Origin of the sequence: Chryseobacterium binzhouense, from assembly GCF_007474545.1 — a bacterium.
Lineage (GTDB): Bacteria > Bacteroidota > Bacteroidia > Flavobacteriales > Weeksellaceae > Chryseobacterium > Chryseobacterium binzhouense.
Genome location: NZ_VKOG01000002.1, coordinates 515,136 through 539,677, shown reverse-complemented (window position 1 = coordinate 539,677; position 24,542 = coordinate 515,136). Strand labels below are relative to the sequence as shown.

19 protein-coding genes, 2 tRNA genes and 3 rRNA genes are annotated in these 24,542 nt (G+C 37.7%); 22 read left to right on the top strand and 2 right to left on the bottom strand.

Going from position 1 to position 24,542, the window contains the following annotated elements; all coding sequences use genetic code 11:
• Positions 1-8 precede the first annotated feature (8 nt).
• Positions 9-551, bottom strand: coding sequence for a ribosome maturation factor RimM (rimM, locus tag FNE73_RS08295; RefSeq protein ID WP_143884162.1), 543 nt, complete (start codon positions 549-551; stop codon positions 9-11).
• Between the two features lie 101 nt (positions 552-652).
• Entirely contained in the window at positions 653-1,213 is a 561-nt protein-coding gene (locus tag FNE73_RS08290) for a 30S ribosomal protein S16 (RefSeq protein WP_143884161.1), read from the bottom strand.
• A 1,200-nt stretch (positions 1,214-2,413) separates the two neighbouring features.
• Here FNE73_RS08290 and FNE73_RS08285 point away from each other — a divergent pair.
• From FNE73_RS08285 to FNE73_RS08180, 22 genes are all read left to right on the top strand, one after another.
• Positions 2,414-3,930, top strand: a 16S ribosomal RNA gene (locus FNE73_RS08285).
• Between the two features lie 204 nt (positions 3,931-4,134).
• Positions 4,135-4,208: transfer RNA gene (locus FNE73_RS08280), tRNA-Ile, on the top strand.
• Positions 4,209-4,293: 85 nt separating this feature from the next.
• Positions 4,294-4,367: transfer RNA gene (locus FNE73_RS08275), tRNA-Ala, on the top strand.
• Between the two features lie 201 nt (positions 4,368-4,568).
• Positions 4,569-7,324: ribosomal RNA gene (locus FNE73_RS08270) — 23S ribosomal RNA — on the top strand.
• Positions 7,325-7,486: 162 nt separating this feature from the next.
• Positions 7,487-7,595 (top strand): 5S ribosomal RNA (gene rrf, locus FNE73_RS08265).
• The 16S, 23S and 5S rRNA genes sit together here with 2 tRNA genes alongside, the layout of an rRNA operon.
• Before the next feature lie 364 nt (positions 7,596-7,959).
• Positions 7,960-9,246 carry an adenylosuccinate synthase gene (locus FNE73_RS08260; protein ID WP_143884160.1) on the top strand — a complete coding sequence of 429 codons (1,287 nt, stop codon included), beginning with the start codon at positions 7,960-7,962 and terminating at the stop codon, positions 9,244-9,246.
• A gap of 357 nt (positions 9,247-9,603) precedes the next feature.
• Positions 9,604-10,443 carry an energy transducer TonB gene (locus FNE73_RS08255; protein WP_143884159.1) on the top strand — a complete coding sequence of 280 codons (840 nt, stop codon included), beginning with the start codon at positions 9,604-9,606 and terminating at the stop codon, positions 10,441-10,443.
• A 165-nt stretch (positions 10,444-10,608) separates the two neighbouring features.
• The gene (locus FNE73_RS08250; protein WP_143884158.1) at positions 10,609-11,382 is read left to right on the top strand and encodes a ParA family protein; all 774 of its coding nucleotides are present in this window, start codon (positions 10,609-10,611) and stop codon (positions 11,380-11,382) included.
• A gap of 62 nt (positions 11,383-11,444) precedes the next feature.
• Positions 11,445-12,335, top strand: a complete 891-nt coding sequence (locus tag FNE73_RS08245; RefSeq protein WP_143884157.1) for a ParB/RepB/Spo0J family partition protein — start codon at positions 11,445-11,447, stop codon at positions 12,333-12,335.
• On the top strand, positions 12,336-12,974 hold the full coding sequence (locus FNE73_RS08240; RefSeq protein ID WP_089745174.1) for a DUF5683 domain-containing protein: 639 nt from the start codon (positions 12,336-12,338) through the stop codon (positions 12,972-12,974).
• A 22-nt stretch (positions 12,975-12,996) separates the two neighbouring features.
• Positions 12,997-13,698 carry a 4-hydroxy-tetrahydrodipicolinate reductase gene (dapB, locus tag FNE73_RS08235; protein ID WP_143884156.1) on the top strand — a complete coding sequence of 234 codons (702 nt, stop codon included), beginning with the start codon at positions 12,997-12,999 and terminating at the stop codon, positions 13,696-13,698.
• 120 nt (positions 13,699-13,818) lie between these two features.
• Positions 13,819-15,462 carry a signal peptidase I gene (lepB, locus tag FNE73_RS08230; RefSeq protein ID WP_143884155.1) on the top strand — a complete coding sequence of 548 codons (1,644 nt, stop codon included), beginning with the start codon at positions 13,819-13,821 and terminating at the stop codon, positions 15,460-15,462.
• A 63-nt stretch (positions 15,463-15,525) separates the two neighbouring features.
• On the top strand, positions 15,526-16,134 hold the full coding sequence (locus FNE73_RS08225) for a WbqC family protein (RefSeq protein ID WP_143884154.1): 609 nt from the start codon (positions 15,526-15,528) through the stop codon (positions 16,132-16,134).
• Between the two features lie 40 nt (positions 16,135-16,174).
• The gene (locus FNE73_RS08220; protein ID WP_143884153.1) at positions 16,175-17,854 is read left to right on the top strand and encodes a S8 family serine peptidase; all 1,680 of its coding nucleotides are present in this window, start codon (positions 16,175-16,177) and stop codon (positions 17,852-17,854) included.
• Between the two features lie 186 nt (positions 17,855-18,040).
• Entirely contained in the window at positions 18,041-18,538 is a 498-nt protein-coding gene (locus FNE73_RS08215; protein ID WP_143884152.1) for a lipocalin family protein, read from the top strand.
• An 18-nt stretch (positions 18,539-18,556) separates the two neighbouring features.
• The gene (locus tag FNE73_RS08210) at positions 18,557-19,246 is read left to right on the top strand and encodes an OmpA family protein (protein WP_143884151.1); all 690 of its coding nucleotides are present in this window, start codon (positions 18,557-18,559) and stop codon (positions 19,244-19,246) included.
• Between the two features lie 109 nt (positions 19,247-19,355).
• Positions 19,356-20,240, top strand: coding sequence for a UbiA prenyltransferase family protein (locus FNE73_RS08205; protein ID WP_143884150.1), 885 nt, complete (start codon positions 19,356-19,358; stop codon positions 20,238-20,240).
• Positions 20,240-21,547 (top strand): FAD-binding oxidoreductase, encoded by a 1,308-nt coding sequence (locus FNE73_RS08200; RefSeq protein WP_143884149.1) that lies wholly within the window; start codon positions 20,240-20,242, stop codon positions 21,545-21,547. Before FNE73_RS08205 ends, FNE73_RS08200 begins: the two co-directional genes overlap by 1 nt.
• Positions 21,548-22,273 (top strand): SDR family NAD(P)-dependent oxidoreductase, encoded by a 726-nt coding sequence (locus FNE73_RS08195; RefSeq protein WP_143884148.1) that lies wholly within the window; start codon positions 21,548-21,550, stop codon positions 22,271-22,273.
• Positions 22,274-22,276: 3 nt separating this feature from the next.
• The gene (locus FNE73_RS08190; RefSeq protein WP_143884147.1) at positions 22,277-22,864 is read left to right on the top strand and encodes an HAD family hydrolase; all 588 of its coding nucleotides are present in this window, start codon (positions 22,277-22,279) and stop codon (positions 22,862-22,864) included.
• Between the two features lie 24 nt (positions 22,865-22,888).
• Positions 22,889-23,347 carry a hypothetical protein gene (locus FNE73_RS08185; protein WP_143884146.1) on the top strand — a complete coding sequence of 153 codons (459 nt, stop codon included), beginning with the start codon at positions 22,889-22,891 and terminating at the stop codon, positions 23,345-23,347.
• Positions 23,348-23,349: 2 nt separating this feature from the next.
• The gene (locus FNE73_RS08180) at positions 23,350-24,525 is read left to right on the top strand and encodes a cysteine desulfurase family protein (protein WP_143884145.1); all 1,176 of its coding nucleotides are present in this window, start codon (positions 23,350-23,352) and stop codon (positions 24,523-24,525) included.
• The last annotated feature ends 17 nt before the right edge of the window (positions 24,526-24,542 follow it).

Genomic DNA, 24,542 nt, shown 5'->3' with positions numbered 1-24,542 from the left:
TTACTGAATTATTCGTCCTTTTTAGAAGGAGCCAAAAAAACATCAATAAGACCTTCCGGAAGCTGCATTTTGATGAATCTTTCTTCTCTGTTCACTTCAAGAATCCAGTCCTTAATGATCGGGATTACCACTTCCTTTCCATCCAGATTAGTTACAAAATAGTTTTGAGCAGTCTGATCGTTTACAGATCTTATCACGCCACAATTGTTTCCGGCATCATCCAAAATTTCAAAGCCAATAATTTCATGATAATAAAATTGCTTTCCGGTAAGTTTTGGAAGGGTAGATAAGGGTAGGTAGACATTTTTTCCTAAAGACTGGTCTACCAATGCTTCAGTGGAGTTTTTAAAAGCAATATTCAACGCATCATTTTTGCTCCAGGAAGATTTAGCAATAAAAAAAGGAACCAGCAACCCATTGATTTCTATAAAAATAGAATCAAGTTTATTATAAATTTCTGGTTGATCTGTATCAAGTTTTAGGATTACATTTCCGGCAAGACCATGTCTTCTGGTTATTTTTCCTAGTAAATAGCAGTCTTCTTTTTTCATATTGCAAATATAAGAGAAACGATCAAATTTTTTGTGAATCTGAAAGTTTAAAATAAAAAAGGCACGATTATTTCGTGCCTTTTTTGTATTTCTTAAAAAGATTAAGCCTGAGTTTCTTCAGTTCCTTCTGCTTCAGCAGCCGGAGCTTCACCTTCAGCAGTCTCTTCAGCTGGAGCATTAGCAGCTTCTTCAGCAGCTTTTGCATCTGCTTCTGCCTGTGCAGCAGCAGCAATTCTAGCTTCATTTACTTTTTGCTCAGCTTCTAAAGCCGATTTTTTCGCATCAGCTTTAGCAGTTGCCAAACCATCAACTTTACCTTGTACTTTTGCATCTTTCGCATCAAGCCAAGCATTGAATCTTTTCTCTGCTTCAGCTTCATCAAAAGCACCTTTAGCAACACCACCTTGTAAGTGTTTTTTGTAAAGAGCACCTTTGTAAGAAAGAATAGCTCTTGCCGTATCAGTTGGCTGAGCTCCGTTGTTTAACCACTTTACAGCAGCATCAACGTTCAAGTCAATAGTAGCAGGGTTAGTAACTGGGTTGTAAGTTCCTATTTTTTCGATGAATCTACCATCTCTTCTTGCTCTGGAATCTGCAACCACGATGTGAAAGAAAGGCTTACCTTTTTTACCGTGTCTTTGTAATCTGATTTTTACTGACATAATGTTTGATTGTTATGGGAACTCGTCCCGGTTAAATATTTAAGTGTGCAAAGATATATAAAAAAAACAATTCTGAGAAATTTGCCTGAAATTTTAAGTTTCAACTTTTATCCTTATCTCTCTTCCGTTTTAGGCTGTATCTTTTTGAGCGGCGTTTTTTGGTGGTGTTTCAGAAAAAGGAAGCTGTTTCACTTGGGTCTATTTGGGGGAGATGTCAGGAGTTAGGGGTTAGGAATTAGGAGTTAGTTAGAGTTATAAATAAGAAGGTAAGAGGAAAGAATTTCAATAACTGAGCTTGTTTGGATAAGTAATCATTAGGTGCCTTAAGTGTAAAGTAAATCAAATTGACATTTTCAATATAGCAGTCCTACGGACTGCCCCTCACTTCCTGTCTGTAGCCTCCCTCTTTCTTCACCATCCTCCACCATTCACCATTCACCATTCACCATTCACCATTCCCCTTTTGTAAAATTTTTCTTTCGAATAACCAGTTAGTTAGGGGTGAATATGGATTAAATATGAATTTTATGTTAAATAATTTTGGAATTTAAAGGAAATAGTTGGTATTTTTGCCGGACTTAAGACGAGAGTTAAGGGTAGCGCAGAAGAGCATTGAAAAGCGGAGAGAATTATGATCTTTTCTTTTACGGATTACTTAAGGGTAAGAGTAGAGGGGGTATGAATCTTTGGGCGGCTGGTTATTTTGGAAATATTTTTTTAAAAATAAAGCTTGCCGGAATAAAAAAGATTTGTATCTTTGCAGTCCCGATACGGGGAGCGCAGGAGATTGTTGGTTTAATGGGATTGAGGAGTTAGGGTTAATAAAAAAACTTTAAAATTTTCTTGAGAAACATTTGGCTGATAAGAAATAATTTTTTACTTTTGCACTCGCAAATACGGAGCGACACTGACAGAAAGATTGCTTCGTTATAAAGCGGAAGAATAGAGATCATTGAAAAATAGATATAACAACCAAGTAAGGAAAAACTAAAGCGTCAAATAACTTTGAGTGAGTCAAGACAAACATACAATGGAGAGTTTGATCCTGGCTCAGGATGAACGCTAGCGGGTGAGCGACACTGACAGAAAGATTGCTTCGTTATAAAGCGGAAGAATAGAGATCATTGAAAAATAGATATAACAACCAAGTAAGGAAAAAACTAAAGCGTCAAATAACTTTGAGTGAGTCAAGACAAACATACAATGGAGAGTTTGATCCTGGCTCAGGATGAACGCTAGCGGGAGGCCTAACACATGCAAGCCGAGCGGTAGAGTCTCTTCGGGGACTTGAGAGCGGCGTACGGGTGCGGAACACGTGTGCAACCTGCCTTTATCAGGGGGATAGCCTTTCGAAAGGAAGATTAATACCCCATAATATAATGAACGGCATCGTTTATTATTGAAAACTGAGGTGGATAGAGATGGGCACGCGCAAGATTAGATAGTTGGTGAGGTAACGGCTCACCAAGTCAGTGATCTTTAGGGGGCCTGAGAGGGTGATCCCCCACACTGGTACTGAGACACGGACCAGACTCCTACGGGAGGCAGCAGTGAGGAATATTGGACAATGGGTGAGAGCCTGATCCAGCCATCCCGCGTGAAGGACGACTGCCCTATGGGTTGTAAACTTCTTTTGTACAGGGATAAACCTAGATACGTGTATCTAGCTGAAGGTACTGTACGAATAAGCACCGGCTAACTCCGTGCCAGCAGCCGCGGTAATACGGAGGGTGCAAGCGTTATCCGGATTTATTGGGTTTAAAGGGTCCGTAGGCGGATCTGTAAGTCAGTGGTGAAATCTCACAGCTTAACTGTGAAACTGCCATTGATACTGCAGGTCTTGAGTAAAGTAGAAGTGGCTGGAATAAGTAGTGTAGCGGTGAAATGCATAGATATTACTTAGAACACCAATTGCGAAGGCAGGTCACTATGTTTTAACTGACGCTGATGGACGAAAGCGTGGGGAGCGAACAGGATTAGATACCCTGGTAGTCCACGCCGTAAACGATGCTAACTCGTTTTTGGGTTTTCGGATTCAGAGACTAAGCGAAAGTGATAAGTTAGCCACCTGGGGAGTACGTTCGCAAGAATGAAACTCAAAGGAATTGACGGGGGCCCGCACAAGCGGTGGATTATGTGGTTTAATTCGATGATACGCGAGGAACCTTACCAAGGCTTAAATGGGAATTGACAGGTTTAGAAATAGACTTTTCTTCGGACAATTTTCAAGGTGCTGCATGGTTGTCGTCAGCTCGTGCCGTGAGGTGTTAGGTTAAGTCCTGCAACGAGCGCAACCCCTGTCACTAGTTGCCATCATTAAGTTGGGGACTCTAGTGAGACTGCCTACGCAAGTAGAGAGGAAGGTGGGGATGACGTCAAATCATCACGGCCCTTACGCCTTGGGCCACACACGTAATACAATGGCCGGTACAGAGGGCAGCTACTATGCGAATAGATGCGAATCTCGAAAGCCGGTCTCAGTTCGGATTGGAGTCTGCAACTCGACTCTATGAAGCTGGAATCGCTAGTAATCGCGCATCAGCCATGGCGCGGTGAATACGTTCCCGGGCCTTGTACACACCGCCCGTCAAGCCATGGAAGTCTGGGGTACCTGAAGTCGGTGACCGTAACAGGAGCTGCCTAGGGTAAAACAGGTAACTAGGGCTAAGTCGTAACAAGGTAGCCGTACCGGAAGGTGCGGCTGGAACATCTCATTTTAGAGCGTTGAAGAACGTTAAACAAAATTAGTGTAGCAATACACAAAAAACTTACTTAAAGTTAAAGCTTTAGTTTTTTATTTGGTTGATATATTAAAAAATACAAAACCCACTAGAAATTAGTATCAGGGAACAGAGAGACGGGGTACGAGTTAATGGATACGGATAACCCGGAACCAAGAACACGGAACACGGAACACAAAGAGTCTCGTAGCTCAGCTGGTTAGAGCGCTACACTGATAATGTAGAGGTCGGCAGTTCGAGCCTGCCCGAGACTACTAATTATAAGACGGGAAGATGTGAGATATTAGACACCAGATTTTAAGTCTGAAATCTAGAATCTGACATCTGAAGTCTACTAGAGGGGAATTAGCTCAGCTGGCTAGAGCGCCTGCCTTGCACGCAGGAGGTCAAGGGTTCGACTCCCTTATTCTCCACATATTGTATGATGTACGAAAGTACAAGATATAATGTATGAGGGTAATATCAGGAAATGTGTACTGCATAGTGACGGAGCCGTCATTAATACATTTTACATATTACATTAGTACAAGAAAAAAGATCATTGACATTAACGGTAAAGACATCACAAAGAGAAAACCGAGCACTTATAAGTGCTTGAGTAACCTAAAAATAGGAAAGAAATCGTTAAGGGCGTATGGCGGATGCCTAGGCTTTCAGAGGCGACGAAGGACGTGGTAAGCTGCGAAAAGCTCGGGGGATTGGCACACACGAATTGATCCCGAGATGTCCGAATGGGGCAACCCAATACATTGAAGATGTATTACCTCTTAGGAGGAGCAAACCCGGAGAACTGAAACATCTAAGTACCCGGAGGAAAAGAAATCGAAGAGATTCCGTAAGTAGTGGCGAGCGAAAGCGGATTAGCCCAAAAGTCTTTATATATTTAGAGGAATGTTTTGGAAAGAACAATCAAAGAAGGTGATAATCCTGTACTCGAAAGGTATATATAGATGATAAATGAGTATGGCGGGACACGTGAAATCCTGTCTGAATATGGGGGGACCATCCTCCAAGGCTAAATACTCCTGAAAGACCGATAGTGAACAAGTACTGTGAAGGAAAGGTGAAAAGCACTTCGAATAGAAGGGTGAAATAGAACCTGAAACCGTACGCCTACAAGCGGTCGGAGCACCTATATGGTGTGACGGCGTGCCTTTTGCATAATGAGCCTACGAGTTAATTTTACTAGCGAGGTTAAGGACTTCAGGTCCGGAGCCGGAGCGAAAGCGAGTCTGAATAGGGCGGATAGTTAGTAGGATTAGACGCGAAACCTTGTGATCTACCCATGGGCAGGTTGAAGCTTTGGTAACACAAAGTGGAGGACCGAACCGGTTGACGTTGAAAAGTCTTCGGATGACCTGTGGGTAGGGGTGAAAGGCCAATCAAACTGGGAGATAGCTCGTACTCCCCGAAATGCATTTAGGTGCAGCGTCGATATATAGTTTATTAGAGGTAGAGCTACTGATTGGATGCGGGGGTTTCATCGCCTACCAATTCCTGACAAACTCCGAATGCTAATAAATGATGGTCGGCAGTGAGGGCATGGGTGCTAAGGTCCATGTCCGAGAGGGAAAGAACCCAGACCAACAGCTAAGGTCCCCAAATATATGCTAAGTTGAAGCAACGCGGTTGAACTGCATTGACAGCTAGGATGTTGGCTTGGAAGCAGCCATTCATTTAAAGAGTGCGTAACAGCTCACTAGTCGAGCGGTTCGGCATGGATAATAATCGGGCATAAGCATATTACCGAAGCTATGGATTTATAATTTAATTATATCTGGTAGGGGAGCATTCTGTTTGCGCAGAAGCAGTATCGTGAGGTATTGTGGAGCGGACAGAAAAGAAAATGTAGGCATAAGTAACGATAAAGGGGGCGAGAAACCCCCTCACCGAAAGACTAAGGTTTCCTCAGCCATGCTAATCAGCTGAGGGTTAGTCGGGACCTAACGCGAATCCGAAAGGAGTAGTGGATGGACAATGGGTTAATATTCCCATACTTGCTCACACTAAAAAGGGGACGGAGTGCCGTACTTACTGGAGACTGACGGAATAGTCAAGGCCTAGCCTTCGGGCGAAGCTGCTGTAGGGAAAGTGCTTCCAAGAAAAGCCGAAGTGAAGCAACCCGTACCAAAACCGACACAGGTAGTCGAGGAGAGAATCCTAAGGTGCTCGAGTGAGTCGTGGCTAAGGAACTAGGCAAAATAGTCTCGTAACTTCGGAAGAAGAGACGCCATCAGCAATGGTGGCCGCAGTGAAGAGGCCCAGGCGACTGTTTATCAAAAACACAGGACTCTGCTAAATCGAAAGATGCTGTATAGGGTCTGACACCTGCCCGGTGCTGGAAGGTTAAGGAAGGTGCTTAGCGTAAGCGAAGGCATTGACTGAAGCCCCAGTAAACGGCGGCCGTAACTATAACGGTCCTAAGGTAGCGAAATTCCTTGTCGGGTAAGTTCCGACCTGCACGAATGGTGTAACGATCTGGGCACTGTCTCAGCCACGAGCTCGGTGAAATTGTAGTATCGGTGAAGATGCCGATTACCCGCAATGGGACGAAAAGACCCTGTGAACCTTTACTATAACTTCGTATTGACTTTGAGTAAGTAATGTGTAGGATAGGTGGGAGGCTTTGAAGCAGGCACGCTAGTGTTTGTGGAGCCAACGTTGAAATACCACCCTTTACTTACTTGGAGCCTAACTTCTTTTAGAAGGACATTGCGTGGTGGGTAGTTTGACTGGGGTGGTCGCCTCCAAAAGAGTAACGGAGGCTTTCAAAGGTACCCTCAGCACGCTTGGTAACCGTGCGTAGAGTGTAATGGCATAAGGGTGCTTGACTGTGAGACCTACAAGTCGATCAGGTGCGAAAGCAGGACATAGTGATCCGGTGGTTCCGTATGGAAGGGCCATCGCTCATAGGATAAAAGGTACTCCGGGGATAACAGGCTAGTCTCCCCCAAGAGCTCACATCGACGGGGAGGTTCGGCACCTCGATGTCGGCTCGTCACATCCTGGGGCTGGAGAAGGTCCCAAGGGTTGGGCTGTTCGCCCATTAAAGTGGCACGCGAGCTGGGTTCAGAACGTCGTGAGACAGTTCGGTCTCTATCTATTGCGGGCGTTAGATGTTTGAGAGGGCTTGATTCTAGTACGAGAGGACCGAATTGAACAAACCTCTGGTGTATCAGTTGTACCGCCAGGTGCACCGCTGAGTAGCTATGTTTGGAAGAGATAAGCACTGAAAGCATATAAGTGCGAAACTCGCCTCAAGATGAGACATCTTTTAAGGGTCGTGGGAGATGACCACGTTGATAGGCTACAGGTGTAAAGTTGGTAACAGCATAGCCGAGTAGTACTAATTACCCGTAGATTTATAGCCTATTGGTTTACATTAAAACAAGCCTTATAAGTGCAATCAAGGTTTTGCCTTTGTGATGAAATTTACCGATAAAAACAGATGCCAGATATGAGACATCAGATAACAGAGTTTTTTTAAATCTGAAATCTGAAATCTTCCCTCTGATATCTTATATACAGCCTTTAGGGTGGTTTTAGCGGTGGGGCTCACCTGTTCCCATTCCGAACACAGAAGTTAAGCCCACCAGCGCCGATGGTACTGCGACAAGCGGGAGAGTAGGTCGCCGCCAGTTTTTATTCAAACCTCATACACAAATGTATGAGGTTTTTTTATGCCCTTTTTCTTCCTTCTTTCCTTCTCATTTCCTTCTTCTTTGTTCTATTATCCTGTTCAAAACTGTTTGAAACAGCAGGATAATGATAGAGTAACAATCACAGACTCATACTAAAAATTTACTACCTCAAACTATTTACATCTAATCTAAGGTGTTTACTCAAAGCAAAGCAAAAAGTAGATTAGATTAGAATCAGCTTTTAAAAATATTTATAATATTCAGGATAAGATTATTTTAAATTTCTTCTACAATAAAAATAGTCACAAATTTGCCCACCAATATTTTTAAAACTAATTTTGCATGAATCTAAAATAAAGTAAATATGTCAACTTACGTAGTTGTAGGTCTTCAATACGGAGATGAAGGGAAGGGTAAAATCACAGATGTTTTATCTGCAAAATCAGATTATGTTGTACGTTTCCAAGGAGGCGATAATGCAGGTCATACGGTTTATGTAGGAGATGAAAAATTTGTTTTACATCTTCTTCCTTCCGGAGTTCTTCAGTGTAAAGGCAAATGTATTATTGCCAATGGAGTAGTTGTTAATCCTAAAGCCTTCATGAAAGAAGTGGGGCAGATTGAAGAAAAAGGTCTTAAAACGGACCATATTTTTATCAGCAGAAGAGCTCACGTAATTATGCCGTATCATATTCTCTTGGATACTTACCGTGAAGAAGAGCATGGAGGCACACAGATTGGAACTACCAAAAAGGGGATCGGACCTTGTTACGAAGATAAGATTGCAAGAGTAGGAATAAGAATGGTAGATTTACTTAATCCTGAAATTTTAAGAGAAAAAATTGAAAAAAACCTAAAAGTAAAAAATTCTCTTTTTGAAAAATACTACGGAAAACCGACATTAGATGTTGAAGAGATCTATAACGAATTTCTAGAAATCGGAAAACAGCTTCAGGACAGAATTGTTGATACTGAAATTGAACTGAATGAAGCTATTCAGCAGGGTAAAAATGTACTTTTTGAAGGTGCACAAGCTCTAATGCTGGATATTGATTTCGGGACATATCCTTATGTGACATCATCTTCTCCATCAACAGGAGGAGTTTGTACCGGAGCCGGAGTTCCGCCGACTTCGCTCAAGAATCTAATTGGTGTAGCAAAAGCTTACTGTACTAGAGTAGGTAACGGACCGTTTCCATCTGAACTTGATAATGAATTGGGTGAAAAGATCAGACAAATTGGGCATGAATTCGGTGCTACGACAGGCAGGCCAAGAAGAACAGGCTGGTTAGATTTAGTATCATTAAAACATGCTTGTATGATCAATGGTATCAACAATTTAGTGATTACAAAACTAGACGTACTGACAGGAATAGACACCATTAAAATTGCTACAAAATACAAAACAGAAGACGGTAAAATCATAGATTATTTTACATCTTCCACTACCAAGCTATATGATTACGAAGCGATGTATGAAGAGCTTCCGGGCTGGACAGAAGACATAACCAAAGCAAGAAGTTATGATGAACTTCCTTTAAATGCTCAGAGATACATAGAATTTATAGAGGAATATTTAGGAATTAATGTCTATCTCGTTTCGGTAGGCCCTGAAAGAAGCCAGAACATTATCAGAAAAGAGTTGTTTTAATATTTCAAAAATATAAAATAAGAGACTGTCATTTGGTGGTCTCTTATTTTTTGGAGCTAATTCCCGCTATCGCTACTCGGTTTTTCTAATTTCGGCGGCTTTTCCTCCGGAATTAGAAAAGAGCTCAGACATGCCGCTCAATCGGGGCTAATAAACTGTGCTCATTAGAATGTAACCCTTTTTCATCATATTCTAATTATTATTCAACGGATAGTTAAATTTTATTTTTATTACGGTTTTAATTTAATTATTTGTTTTGTGTTAATGATTTGGCAAATATTTTGATATTAATCATGATAATTGAATGATTTATTGAAAACTGATAATTGTTCATCTTAACAATTAAATTTTACTGTGATGAAACACCTAGAACACAACCAGGAATTTCGGCTTAATGAAATTCTTTTCCAAAACCGTAACAAAGCGTATGGTGCGTACGCTTTAAGAAACGAATCAAACAGAATTTTAACTAAAGCACTTGTCATTGGAGCTAGTTTATTAGCCGCTGTAGCTGTAACTCCGCTCTTAATTAACGCTTTTAAAACAACTGAAACTGCTCCGCCACCTTTTGTTTTGCCGCCTCCAATGCAGATAGTAGATGTACAAGAAGATCCACCTGCTGTAGCTCCTACTCAAACTGTAACTCCACCACCAAGTGTGAAACAGTACGATTCACAGGTCGTAACTCCCACCAGAAATGCAGATGAAAGTAATTTGGTAACGGAAATACCAAAGGATGCGATTGCGGGATTAAAAAATGATTTTGAGGCAAAACCTGCTGACCAGAATATCTACATTCCGGTAAGTGTTAACTCTGGATTGGGTACAATTGCTCCTCCAAAGATTGTTCCTCCTGCTGAAAGCGATTCTGATGATGCAGTGAAAAATCCGGACATACTTGTTGTAAATGCAGATTTTGAAGGGGGAATTAATGCATTCAGAAATAAGGTAATGAATAAGTTTGATATATCACCATTTCAGGATGAAGGAAGTATAAGCACAACCGTTACATTTGTTGTAGAAAAAGACGGAACAATTTCAAATATTAAAACCAACGGGAAAGATGCAGGATTTAACGCTGAAGCTGTTAGAACAATAAAAGCAGTAAAAGGAAAATGGATTCCAGGTAAAAATAAAAAAGGTGAACCCGTGAGAAGTTTATTTAAATTTCCTATCTCAATGAAATTTGATAGTTAGTTTACATAAAAACCTATATATATAGTTATCCACAAAGAATTTTTTTTGTGGATAATTTTTTTACGATGTAATCTTCTTATTAACAATATTTTAACTCAATTTTCGTTTTAGCTATTCTTTAATAGCAGAGAAAAAAGTGTATTTTTGAGCATTAAAGTTTGAGCAATGGCAAAAATTATAGGTATCGCTAATCAGAAAGGGGGTGTAGGAAAAACAACAACCGCCGTCAACTTAGCCGCAGCATTAGGTGTATTAGAAAAGAAAATTCTTATTATTGATGCAGATCCGCAGGCAAATGCAACTTCTGGTTTGGGTGTGGAAGAAGTGCAGTATTCTACCTATAATCTTCTGGAGCATAGTGTCGATACCAGAAACTGTATTCAGAAAACCACTACTCCAAATTTAGATATTGTACCTTCTCACATTGATTTGGTTGCGGCGGAAATTGAATTGGTTGATAAAGAGAATCGGGAATATATGCTTAAAGAAGCATTAAAAGGAGTTAGAGATGATTATGACTATATCATCATAGACTGTGCACCAAGTTTGGGTTTGATTACAGTAAATGCTCTTACAGCGGCAGATTCTGTTATTATTCCTATCCAGTGCGAATATTTTGCCCTTGAAGGTTTGGGGAAACTTTTGAATACTATTAAAAACGTACAGAAAATACATAATAAAGATCTTGATATTGAAGGTTTGTTGCTTACGATGTATGACAGCCGTTTGAGACTTTCTAATCAGGTGGTGGAAGAAGTGAATTCTCATTTTCCTGAAATGGTTTTTGAGACCATCATCAGTAGAAATGTAAGATTAAGTGAAGCTCCAAGTTTTGGTGAAAGTATCCTGAATTACGATGCAGAAAGTAAAGGCGCAATTCAATACATTCAGCTGGCAGAAGAAGTTTTATTAAAAAACGAAAAATTAGTTAAAAATTAATATGATTTTTGTAGTGAATAATTAATTCATCAATTATCATTTATAATAATCATTTATAAAGAATGAAGGACAAAAAAAGAGCAATGGGACGTGGTTTAGGAGCTATCCTGAGTGCAGAATCCAAAGCTACAGTCAATACGGCGACCGATGAAGGTGCAGATAAATTTGTTGGAAACATTATGGAAGTTCCGATAGAAGATATTTATCCTAATCCTACGCAGCCAAGAACTTATTTCGACGAAAAAGCATTGAATGAGTTAGCACAGTCTATTAAAAATCTTGGCGTAATTCAGCCGATTACTCTTAGAAAAGACGGTGAAAAATTCGAGATTATCTCGGGAGAAAGAAGATTCAGAGCGAGTAAAATTGCAGGTCTGTCTTCTATTCCGGCATACATCCGTCTGGTAAATGATCAGGAGCTTTTAGAAATGGCTTTGGTTGAAAACATCCAGCGTGAAGATCTGGATGCTATTGAGATTGCTTTAACATATCACAGACTTTTGGAAGAAATAGGTCTTACCCAGGAAAATCTAAGTCAGAGAGTAGGTAAAGACAGAAGTACTATTACCAATTCTATAAGATTACTGCGATTAAGTCCGGATATTCAGAATGCTATCAGAAGCGGAGAGATTTCTGCAGGACACGGAAGGGCAATTATCAGCCTCGAAAGCGAAGAGCATCAGAAAGCACTTTTTGATATGATCATCAAAGAAAAGCTGAATGTCCGCCAATCTGAACAGGCAGCTATTGCTTTGAAAAATCCTAAATCTCCTGCTGCAAAAAGAGCAAAAGCAGAGCTTTCTAATAACTATAAAAGAGCACAAAAAACAATTGCAGATATTCTTGATGTAAAAGTAGAAATTAAAACGACTGGCAGCGGAAAGAAGGGTAAAATTGTTTTAGATTTTAAAAATGAAGATGAGCTGGAATATATCTTATCGCATATTAAATAAATGAAAAAAAATCTTTTCACTTTCTTTATTTTTTTATCAGGTCTGGTTTTTTCACAAATCAACCCGAGAGACAGTATAAGACTTGAACATTACGCTACCGACAGTATTCCTGCGGCGAAACCTCAGGCTCCTGCAAAAGTTATTCAGGAAATAGAGAGAGTAAATGCACCTGCAAAAGACAGGGTATCTAAACTAAATCCTACAAAAGCAGGTTTATATTCTGCGGTACTTCCGGGTTTAGGACAGACTTATAACAAAAAATACTGGAAAATTCCTATTGTTTGGGGAGCTGTAGGAACCGGAGTGGGAATTGCCATCTGGAACCAGAACAGATACAAAGAATACCGGGAGTATTATATTGCAAAATTAAACGGAACTCCAAATGAATTTTTGACGAGATTTCCGAATCTTGACGCCGTTGCTTTAGGAAATGCACAGGATCGTGCAAAAAGGCAAAGAGATTATGCCATTGCAATTACAGGATTGATATATATTTTAAATATTGTTGATGCAGTGGTAGATGCTCATTTATATGAAGGAAGAAAAGACCCGGATCTCACCTTTACGCCTGCAGTAATTTACGATGATTACAATTTAAACCCGCCTAAAACAGGATTGGCATTTACCTATAGATTTTAAAGAAAAAAAAGATTTTACTAGAATGAGAATAGCACTAGTCGGATATGGAAGAATGGGCAAAATTATAGACGATATTGCCACTAAAAGAGGTCACGAAATTGTTGCCAGACTGAAGGAAACACCGACTGCGGAAAACCTAAATAATCCAGATGTTGTCATAGAGTTTTCGTTGCCGGAAGTTGCTTTTGATAATATTAAATCTTGTCTTGAAAATAAAATTCCCGTAATCTGCGGTACAACCGGCTGGCTGGAAAGAAAATCAGAAATTGAAAATATTACTGTTCAGAATGACACGGCATTTTTATATGGCTCCAATTTCAGTTTGGGTGTAAATTTATTTTTTGCTTTAAACGAAAAACTGGCAGGACTCATGAAAAATGTTGATCAATACACCTGTCAGATTGAAGAAATTCATCATATTCACAAACTGGATGCGCCAAGCGGAACAGCTATTTCTTTGGTAGAAGGAATTATCGGTAATTCGGACAAATATGATGCTTGGAAGCTCGAAGAAACTCAGGAAAAACAATTGGGTATTTTCGCGGTAAGAGAAGATGAAGTTCCGGGCACACACAGCGTTTATTACCGAAGTGAAGTAGACGAAATAGAAATTAAGCATACCGCTTTCAACAGAAATGGTTTTGCATTGGGAGCAGTTGTTGCAGCAGAGTGGATCAAAGATAAAAAAGGAAATTTCACCATGAAAGATGTTTTAGGACTTTAGTTTTGTAACAAAATTCCTACCTTGCAAACTAATAACAATGAATGATAATATGCAAATAGTAAATCTGTTATCATCTATCGCTCATCATTAATCATTTATATAGATTTAGGCACAAAATTTATGAATTACTTTTTAACGTATACAGTTTATGTCCTCATTTTGTCAATACTGATGGGGATTTCTACATGGAAACTGTTTAAGAAACTAGGGTACAGTCCGCTTTTTGCATTCATACCTTTTTATAATTATTTTATTATCCTTAAAGAGACAAAACATCCGAAATGGTGGGCGGTTTTATCATATTTACCAATTGTGGGACCTATTATGATGAGCGTTTTTCACTTGTATCTGATGAAAAAGTTTGGGAAAACTCTTTTTAAAGATCAGTTGCTGACCGTAATCTTGCCTTTTATCTATATGGCAACAGTAAATTATTCAAGAGATGCTGAGATAGAGGATGAAAACGAAATCTATCTGACTCAGGAAGAAAAAGAAGCAAAAAAGAAAGATTCCTTTATGGGATCTATTACTTTTGCTGTTGTTTTTGCTACCATCATTCATACTTTTGTTACTCAGCCTTTCGGAATTCCTACCGGTTCAATGGAAAGAACTTTGCTGGTTGGAGATTTTCTTTTCGTGAATAAATGGAGCTACGGTTACAGGCTGCCAATGCGTCCACTAGCAATTCCTTTTTTACAAGGAACAATTTATGACTTCCAAAAGGATGGTAACCCCAAAAATGACGGAAAATCTTATGTAGAAGCTGTAAAATTACCTTACGAAAGAATTTTTCAGTTTAACAAACCGCAAAAAAATGATATTGTTGTTTTCAATTATCCACGTGATTCTGTGCACGTTTCATTAGACAGAGCCGATCCCTATGTAAAAAGATGCGTTGCTGTTGCAGGAGATACATTTGAGATGAGAGACGGCAGAATGTTTGTGAACGGAAAACCGGAAACAGTTTTGGGAGATCAGGAAGTTCAGCATAGATATATCGTTAGTACCGGAAGCCAGCTTGATATTCCGGGTTTGTATAATATTTATGGATTTTTGCCTGTACAGGAAATTCAGAATGGGAATGGTTTTATATATGCATTTCAGGGTTTGACGAATAAGGTTGCTGCAGAAATTAAACAGCTTCCTCAAGTTGTTGAAATGAAAGAGGACATTCAGCCTAAAGGTGAATCTGCTATTGCATATTATAATAATGAGACAAAGTCAAAAATAGATACTACAAATTCTATTTTTCCGATTAATAAAGCTTGGAATCAGGATCAGTACGGACCGCTAAAGATTCCTAAGAAAGGAGATGTAGTTACCATCAATCAGGAAACTTTGCCGGAATATCAGTGGATCATTAAAAATTACGAGCACAATACACTTGAAAATAAAAACGGTAAAATTTTCATCAATGGAAAAGAAGCCAATCAATACACGATTCAGCAGGATTATTATATGATGGTTGGAGATAACCGTGATGCTTCATTGGATGCAAGATTCTTTGGTTTTGTTCCTGAAGAAAATATTGTTGGAAAACCAATGTTTACGTGGATGAGTTTGCAAGGAGCATTTTCAGATAAAAGCTCATCTTATCAGGCTCCATTCAAAATTCGTTTTGACAGAATGTTTAAGGCGACCAACACAGGAGAAGCTAATAAAACATCTTATTGGTGGATTGCGGCAATGATTCTTATATTGTTTTTCGGATGGGAATATTTTGTGAAATTATTCAGCAAAAAGAAAGACAGCGACGAGATTTAATGATAATTTTAAAAAAAATAAATGAAGTATTTGAATAAAGTACTTCATTTTTCTATAAAGACTATGCAGAATATATTACTACCCGTATTTTATTTACCGCCTGTTTCATGGTTTTCAGAATTTTTAAATGCTGAAAATGAAATCATTTTTGAGCAGTTTGAAAATTTTCCTAAGCAAACCTACAGAAACAGAACCAATATCTACGGAGCGAACGGGAAACTTTCATTAATTATCCCAATCAATCATAACGGAAGCAGAATTTTTAAGGATATAGAAATTTCTTACAGGGAAGATTGGCAAAAACTTCATTGGAAGTCTATAAAAACAGCGTATCAAAGCTCGCCATATTTTGAATATTACGAAGCTAAACTGATTAAGCTGTACGAAAGCCGAAGTAAGTTTTTACTTGATTTCAATCTGAAAAGTATTGAGATCGTTCAGAATATTTTAAAAATAGAAAAGGCATACTCTTTGAATAATGAGTATGTTAAATTTCCGGAAGAAGTTAACTTTAGAGAAAGATTTTCGGCAAAAAATCCTTCAGAATACGAAATGAATGAATATTACCAGACATTTTCTGATAAGATGGGTTTTCTAAAAGATTTGTCGATTTTAGATCTTATTTGTAACAAAGGTCCGGAATCTGTTACTTATCTTAAAGAGATAAAGTAATTATTTAAATTAATTTTCAAAAAGAACAATAAATCTAAATATGAAAAAGGTATTTTTAGCAGCGGTTTTTTTAGTAGGTTTTACCTATTCATCTGCTCAGCAGATTTCTGATAAAAAAGAAGATAAAGATTTGATGACGTGGTATCACAAAGATTTTGCGACGTCAAATGTGTATGGAGTAAATACAGAAAATGCATACAAGTTTTTAGAATCAAAAGGTTTAAAACCTCAAACTATTGTTGTAGGTGTTTTAGATAGTGGTGTTCAGGTTGATCATCCAGGCTTAGTAAAAAACATGTGGACAAATCCTAACGAAATTCCAGGAAATGGAAAAGACGATGACGGAAACGGATATATAGATGACATCCACGGATGGAATTTCATCGGAGGGAAAAATGGAGATATTGGTGTTGATAATATGGAAGTTACCCGTGTTGTTGCAAAATACAAACCTGTTTTTGAAGGAGATGACTCTACAAAAAATAAGGCAAACCAGGCAAAAATGCCGGAGGAATTTGCAATGTATATGAAATCTAAGGAAATTTTCAATAAGAAAAGTGTAGAAGGAAAACAGCAGTTCAAGCAATTCGAAATGATTAGTCAGTCGATTCCAACGATAGTATCACTTTTAAATGGAAAGCCTTTGACAACAGAAAACATTAAAGGAATTACTCCGAAAAAACAGGAAGAGGCAATTGCATTGGAAATTCTTAAAAGTCTGGCAGGAAATCCTGAATTTACGGGTAAATCTCCGCAGGAAGTAGGTGATATGATTGCAAAAGAAATAAAACCTGCGCTTGATCATTTTGGTCCGATGGCAAAACAATATGATTTAAGTTTTGATCCGCGTAAAGAAATTGTAGGGGATAATTATGATGATTATTCTGAAAAAGCATACGGGAACAATCATTACGAAGGTCCTGATGCAGAACACGGAACACACGTAGCCGGGATTATTGCAGGATTGCCCCAGGGAAAAGAAGTACAGTATGGAGTAGCTTCCAGAGTAGCAAAAATTATGACGGTAAGAACAGTTCCTAATGGCGATGAGAGAGATAAAGATGTAGCCAATGCTATCCGGTATGCTGTGGATAATGGAGCTAAAATTCTAAATATGAGTTTCGGTAAACCTGTTTCTCCAGGGAAGAATGTGGTTTGGGATGCTTTCAAATATGCAGAAAATAAAGGTGTTTTATTGGTAAAAGCGGCAGGTAACGAGAATGAGGATGTTGCAGAACATCTGGCTTATCCTACTAACTTTAAAAACGTTAGTGATGCAGCTCCTTTTGTAAATAATGTAATGGTTGTAGGAGCCAGTACGAATAGAAACGAGGATCTGAGAGCAGGGTTTTCTAACTATAACAAAAAAATGGTAAATGTCTTTGCTCCTGGTGAAGAAATTTATTCTACGGTTCCTAAAAATGATTACAGTTATCAGCAGGGAACTTCAATGGCATCACCTGTTGCAGCTGGAGCAGCGGCAGTTCTGCTGGCTTATATGCCCAATCTGAAACCTCATCAGATCATAGAAGCTTTAGTGAAAACAAGCAACATCAGTAAAGAAAATGAATTTGGAGAAAAATCTCAGGCAGGTGGCGTAATTGATGTTAAGAAAGCAGCAGAATATGCTTATAGCAATTTCTATGATGGAAAAGCTTCATCTCAGAACTCAAAAACTGGCAATAAGAAAAAAACTTCAAGAAAATCTGTAAAGAGATAGTTATCAGTTAGTTTTAAAAGAATAATTTATTTAAGCCTGTTTTTACAGGCTTTATTTTTTTGTTCATGAATTAAATTGGCACGGTTTTTTGTAGTATCTTTAAATGTTAAAATAAATAAACGGAAAGTGAATCTATTGTAATAAATGCTTTTGATTTACTTTAACATTAATAATAAACATTAAACTATGAAAAAACTATTACTTGCAGGCATAGTGGGAACTTCACTTTTTGCAGTGTCTTGTTCCGGAGTTAAAAAGGCAGGTGAGGCACAGAACCAAAGAGCTGAATTTCTGAAAATGAAAGGTGATTGGCAAATCGTTAGTATAGACTACGATAAGTCTTATAAAATAAAGCCTTTTGACGAAGGAGCCGATGCTCAATGCTTTATTGGCAGTCACTGGAGATTTATTCCTAATAATTATTCAGGATCGTACACATTGAACGGTGGCGGATCTTGTCCAAAACTTATCCAGCCGATTAAGGTTGATATCAAATCCAATGTATTTAGTTTTAAAAAAATTGCAGAGGGAACAAAAGCTAAACAGAACACGGCAGGATATACATTAAATCTAATTGATAGAGGTACAGATGAGTTTTCTTTAGAACAGAATGTTCCATTTGAGGGCAACACAATTAAGGTCGTGTACAATTTTCAGAGAACAGGTATGGATTTTACCAGATAATTTTTAAAAATATTTACAATGAAATTTAATAAAACATATATTAGCGCATTATTTTTATCTTCAGCTTTAATTTTAACAAGCTGTGAAACAGTAAAAAACTCCAATCATCAGCAGAGAGGTACCGCAGTAGGTGTGGCTTCTGGTGCAGTAATTGGCGGGATTTTAGGAAATAATGTAGGAAAAGGGAAAAATGCGGCTTTAGGTGCAGTTTTAGGAGGAGTTATTGGTGGTGTTGCAGGTAATGTTATTGGCAGTAAAATGGATAAGCAGGCAAAAGAGATTAAAGACACTCTTCCTGGTGCGGAAGTTGAAAGAGTAGGTGACGGTATCAAAATTACTTTAAATGAAAGTATTGTTACTTTTGCATTCGATTCTTCCAATCTTACTGCTTTGGCAAAGACTAATCTTGATAAATTATCAGAGGTATTAGTTAATAATCCGGATACGAATATCAATATTTATGGTCATACGGACAGTAAAGGTTCTGATGATTACAACCAAAAGCTTTCTGAAAGAAGAGCCAATGCTGTAAAATCATATTTAGTATCAAAAGGTATTGCGGCAAGCAGAATGTTTGCTTTAGGAGAGGGTGAGGCAATGCCAATCGCATCAAATGATACTGATGAAGGAAGAGCAAAAAACAGAAGAGTTGAGTTTGCTATTACTGCAAATGAAAAAATGATTAATGACGCTCAAAACGGTCAGTAATACATTTAATAAATAAATATTATTTCAAAAAACCGCCATGGCGGTTTTTTTTGTATTTTTATACGTGAATATTTTATAAATCTGTATTTTTGCACCTGAAACTACATAAATGAAGAAATATCTAAAGCTGCTTCGTGTAGAACAATGCGTGAAAAACCTGTTTGTCTTTGTACCATTATTCTTTTCCGGGAATATTAATAATATAGATTTACTGTCCAAAAGTATTTTTGCTTTTGTCATATTTTCTTTAGCTGCCGGAGTTGTTTATATTCTGAACGATTATAATGATATTGAAGCAGATCAAAAACATCCGGAAAAGAGAACAAGGCCGTTGGCAAGCGGAGCTGTTTCCAAACAGAAAGCAATAGCCATTCTTACCGGATTGATTATTACAGATATTCTTTTAGTATTATTTGCTCACTTTTTCTTTCATATTGAGGTGTGGAGATTTGCTTTAATCATCATCTTTTATTTTGTGATGAATCTGGCATATACTTTCAAGCTGAAACATGTTCCTATTATAGATATTTTTATTATCGCCATAGGCTTTGTCCTTCGTGTTCAGGCAGGAGGGTATATTACAGGAATTTTCATATCACAATGGGCAACATTGCTCACATTTGTTTTAGCATTGGTATTAGCAATAGGCAAAAGAAGAGGAGAGCTGATTAATGCACAGATTTCAGGTAAAACCAGAAAGTCCTTAGATGGTTACAATGTTCAGTTTGCAGATATCACGCTTTCAATTTCGGTGGCTCTGGCAATTGTCTGCTATCTGATGTTTACTTTATCACCAGAAATTCAGGGAAGGCTGCATTCTGCGGTTTTTTATACGGTTATTTTTGTTGTATTTGCTTTTTTGAGATACCTACAGCAGACTTTAGTGTACAATCGTACCGAATCGCCAACCAAAATAGTTTATAAAGACCGTTACATACAGGTTACTTTAATATTGTGGGTAGCTGCATTTTTAATTTTAATCTATTTTAAATAATGAAGCCGGATTTCACACAAAAAGTTTCAAACTGGGGTAATTTTCCTGTGGTGGAAAAGCAAATGAAGTCGGAAGACAGCTTTAGAAAAATTAAAGAATTTATTCAAGACCACAATGAAGTTATCGCAAGAGGCAACGGAAGATGTTACGGTGATGCTTCTTTGGGTGAAAATATTTTCTCAACCAAAAAGCTCAATAAGTTTATCAGCTTTGATAGGTTAAACGGAATTATTGAATGTGAATCTGGGGTTCTTTTGTCAGATGTTTTGGAAATTTCTGTTCCGCAAGGTTATTTCTTAATGGTGACACCCGGAACCAAATTCATTACAATTGGCGGGGCTATTGCTTCAGACGTGCACGGAAAAGGGATTCACTGTTTTTCAGAATGTCTTATAGAGTTTAGTCTGATGAATGAAAGTGGAGATGTTTTAAAGTGTTCAAGGGATGAAAATTCTGAGAAATTTTGGGCAACAATTGGAGGAATGGGACTTACTGGAATTATTCTGTCGGCAAAATTCAGGCTTAAAAAAATTGAAACAGCGTATATTCGTCAGGAAAGTATAAAAGCGAAAAATCTGGATGAGATTTTTGAATTGTTTAAAGAATGCGAAAGCTGGACCTATAATGTAGCATGGATTGACTGCCTTCAAAAAGGTGAAAACATTGGAAGAAGTGTACTGCAAAGAGGTGAATTTGCTTTGAAAAATGAGCTTCCGGAAAAATTTAAAGGAAAGCCGCTTCGTTTGAAAACAAAAAAATTACCAGCCGTGCCATTTTATTTTCCGGGTTTTGTACTTAACAATCTTACGGTAAAAATTTTCAATTTTTTAATTTACAATAAGCAAAAAAATAAAATTGTAAAGAATATAATACCCTACGAAAGCTTTTTTTATCCCCTTGATATTGTAGAAGACTGGAATAAAATTTATGGTAAGTCCGGCTTCATACAATACCAAATGGTTATTCCTAAAGAAAAAGGAAAGGAAGGAATGAGAAGAATATTGGAAACTATTGCTAATTCTGGGAACGGCTCTTTTTTGGCAGTTCTCAAATTTATTGGTAAAAACAATCCAATGGCATATAATTCATTTCCATTCGAGGGTTACACTTTAGCATTAGATTTTAAGGTTAATAATAAATTAAAAAAACTTGTGGCTGAGCTTGATCATATTGTAGAAGAATTTGGCGGAAGAATTTATCTTGCCAAAGACAGCATGAGCAAGTCTTCTTTAACGGACTATCTGCGAAATGTAGAAAGCTCAAAGTTTGTATCTCTGCAGCATAAAAGAATCTTAAATAATAAATAAATGATTGTTCTCGGTACAACATCCGAAGTTGCCCAGGCTTTTGTAGAAAAAGCTTTGCAGGAAGGGGAAAAGTTTGAAAAAATTTATCTCTTCACATCAAATCTGGAGTCTGCAGAAAGATTTGCCAGACATATTGATGTGAAATTCTTACAGCAATCAGAAGTTATTGAATTAGATTTAACAAAAGAAATAAAATATTCTGAGTTTGAGCACATCAATTCGAATGTATTATTTTGTGCAACAGGGTATTTAGGAGAAGGAACGGAAGAGGGTTTATACGATAATAAAAATACAGAAAGGATTATCGAAATTAATTACTCCAAGCTTGTTCCTCTGATTAATTATTTTGCCAAAAAGTTTGAAAGCAGAAGATCAGGAACCATCATCGGGCTTTCTTCTGTTGCAGGTGAAAGAGGAAGGCAGAGTAATTTTATTTACGGAAGTGCAAAAGCGGCATTCACAGCTTATTTGAGCGGACTGAGAAATTTTCTTTTTGAAAAGAAAGTCCATGTAATGACAGTAAAACCAGGCTTCATGGCTACAAAAATGACAGAAGGTCTGCCACTTAATCCAAAATTGACAGCAACTCCCAAGCAGGCGGCAGAATTCATTTTTAAAGCATACAAAAAGCAGAAAGACGTTGTGTATGTTTTGCCGGTGTGGGGAATTATCATGATGATTATCCGCAATATTCCAGAGTTCATTTTTAAAAAATTAAAGCTTTAAGTAATGAAAAAACTGTATTGTTTTGATTTTGACGGAACAATTACCTATAAAGACACAATGTTCTTGTTTCTCCGATATTATAATCCGGTGAAATTCAGAATGCATTTTATCAGGCATATTCCGCTGTTTGTTCTTTTAAAATTGAAACTGGCAGATACTGAAAAAGTGAAAAAAAGTTTCATTGGTTCTGTTCTGAGAGGTCAGCTTCAGTCAAAAATAGAAGAGAAAGCTGAAAAATTTTTTGAGGAAAATTATCCTAAAATCATCAGAGAAAACGCTTTAGATTTTATTAACAATATAGACAGAGAAAATACTCACAGTCTTATGGTAACTGCATCTCTTGATATTTGGGCTAAGCCTTTTGCAGAAAAACTGAAGATGCAGCTGGTTTCTACTCAGGCAGAGTTCAGAAATGGTATTTTTACAGGAAATTTTATTGGCATTAATTGTAACGGAAATGAAAAGCTGGAAAGAATAAAAAAAGAAATTTCCGGACATAAGTATGATAAAATCATTGCTTTCGGTGATACTTCCGGGGATAAGGCAATGTTAAAATGGGCAGATGAAGGTCATTACCGATTTTTTCATTAATTTTGAAGAATCAATAAAAATAAAATGAACAAATTGCTAATTTTGTTTTTTGCAACAATACTGAGTTGTACAGGAACTACAGCACAAAAAACTTCGAGTATGCAAAATCAGGCAGAAATTCTTGTTTCTGAAACTCAGGGCGGAACAGAAAAACAAGGATTCAGAATTTTAAATAACCGACAGGAATTGGCAGACGAAATCAAAGACAGATATACTGCATCCAGACAAAGTCCTATAATAGAAACACCCGCTTTCCCGAAAGATAAGAAAGTAGTGGTTTATTATATGGGAACTTTCAGTTCCGGAGATCACCAAGTCAATGAAATTAAAAATATTTCAGTAAAAAATAATACCCTTTTTATAGAAATACCCGAATATGAATCTGGTGGAATGGCAATTCAGGTAATGTCAAATCCTTGGTTTGTGTTTTCGGTTCCGGAGAGTTACCAATTCACTTCTGTACAACTAAAATCTTCAAAGTAAAAATGAATAAAATATATTTGGATAACGCTGCAACAACACCTCTTTCTGATGAGGTAATTGATGCAATGATTGATACCATGAAAATCAATTTCGGAAACCCGTCATCTACCCACAGTTTTGGTCAGGAAGCAAAAATCCTGATAGAAAATGTGAGAAGACAGGTCGCAGATTATCTTCATGTAAGTCCTGCTGAAATTATTTTTACTTCATGCGGAACAGAGTCCAATAATATGATTATTAAATCTTGTGTAGAGCATCTCGGCGTAGAAAGAATTATAAGTTCTCCGATGGAACATAAATGTGTTTCCGAAAGTATTCTGGATATGAAAAGCAGAAAAGGAGTAGAGGTAAACTATATTCGTCCCAATGAAAAAGGAGATATTAATCTGGCAAAATTAGAAGAACTTCTAAAATCTTCAGATAAAAAAACACTGGTAAGTTTAATGCACGCCAATAATGAAATAGGAAACCTTATTGATTTGAAAAAGGCTGCACAAATTTGCAAAGAAAATAATGCATTGTTTCATTCAGATACTGTGCAGACAATGGCTCACATGCACCTTGATTTTTCTGATATTCCTGTAGATTTTGCTTCATCCAGTGCACATAAATTCCATGGTCCGAAAGGGATCGGATTTGCTTTTGTTCGTAAAGCAACAGGTTTGAAAGGCATTATTACAGGAGGGCCACAGGAAAGAAGCCTGAGAGCAGGAACGGAAAATGTTGCAGGAATTGCAGGTTTAGGAAAAGCATTGGAACTTTCCATCCAAAATATGGAAGATTATGCTGATCATATGCAAAGCATTAAAAAATATGCTGTAGAAAAACTTTCTGATGAAATTCACGGAATAAAATTTAATGGTAGAAGTGCAGAAGCTGAGAAGAGCTTATATACAGTAATAAGCATTTTACTTCCGTACAAAAATCCGCTTATCGGATTGCAGTTAGATATGAAGGGTATCGCAGTTTCGCAGGGGAGTGCCTGTTCTTCGGGAGCTTCTAAGCCATCTATGGTCATGATGATGGTGTTGTCTGAGGACGAAATGGATCATTGTACACCGCTGCGTGTTTCTTTCAGTCACTTAACTACAAAAAGTGATATTGATGCACTTGTACAGGCTTTGAAAGAGATTTCAAAAGATTTTGTTATAGAAAATACAAATGTTGAGCATAGATAGTCTTATGGCTCAATAGT